Genomic DNA, 3406 nt, shown 5'->3' with positions numbered 1-3406 from the left:
TCTGAACAATTGTCCTGGGATGAATTTTGTTATAAAGTAAAGGAAGCCGGTTACCAGGGTGTCGAAGCATCTGTACCTTTTGATGAACAGCAAAAGAATATCCTCTTAAATGCACTTAAAAAATATGATCTGTTATTGATTGGTCAATATTACCAATCTTTTGAAGAAGATTTTGAGTTGCACAAAATCAATTTCCGCAAACATCTTGAAAATACAGTTCAAGTGCAGCCGGTTTTAATTGATTCGCAAACCGGAAAGGATTATTTCACAAACGACCAAAACAAAGAGCTTTTTGCAATAGCCAAAGAGATTGCCGTTGCAAGCGACATTACCATTGCCCATGAAACGCACCGGAATAAAGCTTTATTTGCAGCCCATATCGCTAAACAATTACTTTCAGATAATCCCGATGTTTTAATAACCGCAGATTTTTCGCACTGGTGTAATGTATCTGAAAGCCTGTTGGAACAACAACCGGAGGCGGTTAAAATAGCCATCGGCCGAACTATTCATATTCACGCGCGCGTTGGCCATGCCCAATCTGCGCAGGTTTCTGATCCAAATGCCCCCGAATGGCAAACAGAACTGGAAGCACATTTGCAGTGGTGGGATGCTATAGTAAATTCGCGCCTGCAAAGCGGTGCCGGGCAATTAACCATTACACCCGAGTTTGGCCCTTCTCCTTACATGCCTATGCTGCCGTATACAAAAATGCCGGTATCAAACCAATGGGACATTAACGTTGGCATGATGCAATTACTTAAGAAGCGCTACCAGGGGACTTAAGTCCTAAGTCTGAAGCCCTAAGTCTAAAGTCTGAATTGTCATTTTAGACTTAAGGCTTATGGCTTGGGACTTAAGGCTTAAAGCTTGGGACTCAAGACTAAGTACCTATGACTTAACACACAAAGGGCCTGTCGCGTTAAACAACAGGCCCCCGTGCGTACTTAATTACTTTATATAGATCTTAGTTAAGATTAAGATTAATACGGTTACCCCTTACTACAACAGAAGAGCMGCCGCCGTTTAGTTTGCCTTCAATTTTTTCTTTTTCTTTAGTTCCGCTAAAGTTGGAGGTGAAGTTAGCTTCTACCCTGTCGGCACGCAGATCAAGATCTAAACCTTGTTTTGACGGAATCGATATGTCTACATGCCCGCTAACATCTACTTTAACATATTTACCAACGCTGTTAAATTGCGCATGAAAACTGCCGCCGCTGGTAGATGCATCGAGCGCGCATGCCAGGTTAGTAAGATTGATACTACCACCCGAGGTTCCTGTTTTAAATTCGCCTGCTATGTTATTTGCACTGATACTGCCACCGCTGGTATTTGCATCTATAGTACCTTTTAAGTCGGTAAGGTGCAATGAACCACCAGAAGTCCCGAGGTGAATTTTGCCATTGCAATTGCTGGCTTCAATGCTGCCGCCGCTGGTTTCAAGGCTGATATCYGAGCCCGAATTGCTTACATGAATGCTGCCGCCAGATGTTTCGCCTTTAACAATACCGGTTAATTTGTCAACATGTAAGCTGCCGCCACTGGTTTCAAATTTTTCATTACCTGATAAATTATCCATGTGGATGCTGCCACCACTGGTATTCAGGCTTGTATTAACCTGTTTTGGCACAAATACTTTAAAGCCAATACTTAAAGAGTTTTTCCAGTTTGAGAAATTGTGCTTGTTTTTGGCGGTTGCATGAACTTCGCCGCCGCTAACGGTAACACTAAGGTCATAGTTTTGCAGGCGTTTTTCTATTTCTTCTTTTGATATTTTGCCAATAACATTGTTGCCCTGGATATAAACCTCTACACGAGGCGTCTCCCCGGCTGCTCCGCTAACGCTGATGCTGCCCCCGGATGTACTAACAAATACGTCTTTTATAGCTCCTGATAAGGATTTGGTCATGTATGGCGTTTTGGAGTCCTGCGCAAAAACAACGCAGCTTTGGCAGGCAACAAATAATAACAGTAAGTGCTTTTTCATAATGTTTTAGTTTGGTTTGTTAATAAGACAGCAGCAAGAAGAAATATGTTGCACCCGGTAAAAAATAAATTCTAAATCCTAAGCTTTAAATATTAAAAAGAATTACTAAATATTACTATCAAATCTCAATATCAGACTTTTCACCAATGAACTAATGAACCGGTGAACCAATGAACTACTCCGATCTCAAACTATTTACCGGGTTTGCCAAAGCTGCTTTTATAGCATGGTAACTAATAGTGACAACCGCCGTTACCATCGCAATTGCCCCGGCAACGGTAAATACCCACCATGGTATGGCAATGCGGTAGGCAAAATTCTGCAGCCAGCTGTGCATGGCCCACCAGGCAACTGGCGAAGCGATAATAACCGATAGCAACACCAATTTCAGAAAATCCGTAGATAACAGGGTGCTGATTGTCGACAGGCTGGCACCTAATATTTTACGGATGCCAATCTCTTTGGTACGCTGCTCAATAGTGAATGCAGCCAAACCAAACAGGCCCATCGTAGCAAGTATAACGGTTATATAAGTAAACAGGCTGAATATAGATGCCAGGCGGTCTTCGGCTTTGTATTGCTGATTAAAAGCATCATCCATAAAAGTATAATCGAAAGGCGTATCCTGATCGTACTTTTTATAAATGCCCTGCATTTTGCTAAGTAGCGTTGGCAAATTGGTATACGGTTTTATCCTGGCAAATAAACTGCAGCCGGTTCTTTTCCAAAAGGATGAGGTATCCGGCAGCGTAAACAAAGCAAAGGGTTTTAACTCATCTGCCATTGAGCTAAAGTTGAAATTTTTAAGCACTCCCATAACCTGGAGTTTGTTATTGCCATCACTAATGAAACTGCCTACCGGGTTTGCAGGCAAATGCAGTTTTCCTATAGCCAGTTCGTTAATCACAACTTTATTACGACCGGTAATTTCGGTATTTTGTGCAGGAGGATATTTCCATTTTAAACCAAGAATAGGGATAAAGTTATTATCGGCAACTAAGTTGGCTATAGCTATACTTTTCTCTTCTTTAGTTTTGCCGGCAGCAAAAAACATATCATAGCCTTTGTACATGGCATAATGTGATGTAGCAACCTTATCGATACCTGCCAAATCACTGACGTCTTTTTTAAAGGCCTGGTAATTTTTTACGAGGTTGGTACCTACCGGCAGCATCACAATATTATCGCGGTTGATACCTGTTTCCGCATGCCTGAAATAGTAGAGTTGCCTGTCGATAATAATACCACAAATAATCAACCCTACCGATATGGCAAATTGCAATGTGGTAAATACTTTGCGTACCGCGGTACCACCGGCTTGCCTGCTCATCTTCCCTTTGAGTGTAACCACTGGCTTAAATGCCGACAATACCAGCGAAGGATAACTCCCGGCTACTAATACAGTTAGCACCAGTAACG

General features: G+C 42.0%; 3 protein-coding genes. 1 reads left to right on the top strand and 2 read right to left on the bottom strand.

Features of this window, described 5'->3' with window-relative positions:
- The coding region (locus AC1DPZ_RS24275) for a sugar phosphate isomerase/epimerase family protein (RefSeq protein ID WP_477408327.1) at positions 1 to 786 on the top strand (786 nt) is incomplete at its 5' end.
- Positions 787 to 967: 181 nt separating this feature from the next.
- Here AC1DPZ_RS24275 and AC1DPZ_RS24270 read toward each other — a convergent pair.
- Positions 968 to 1987 carry a DUF4097 family beta strand repeat-containing protein gene (locus tag AC1DPZ_RS24270; protein WP_477408325.1) on the bottom strand — a complete coding sequence of 340 codons (1020 nt, stop codon included), beginning with the start codon at positions 1985 to 1987 and terminating at the stop codon, positions 968 to 970.
- 175 nt (positions 1988 to 2162) lie between these two features.
- A partial coding sequence (locus AC1DPZ_RS24265; RefSeq protein WP_477408323.1) for an ABC transporter permease occupies positions 2163 to 3406 on the bottom strand: 1244 nt, incomplete at its 5' end.

The sequence above is a fragment of the Mucilaginibacter sp. P4_G9 genome (assembly GCF_056400985.1).
Note: the sequence above shows the minus strand (reverse complement) of the source record. Positions and strands in the feature narration are given on the sequence as shown.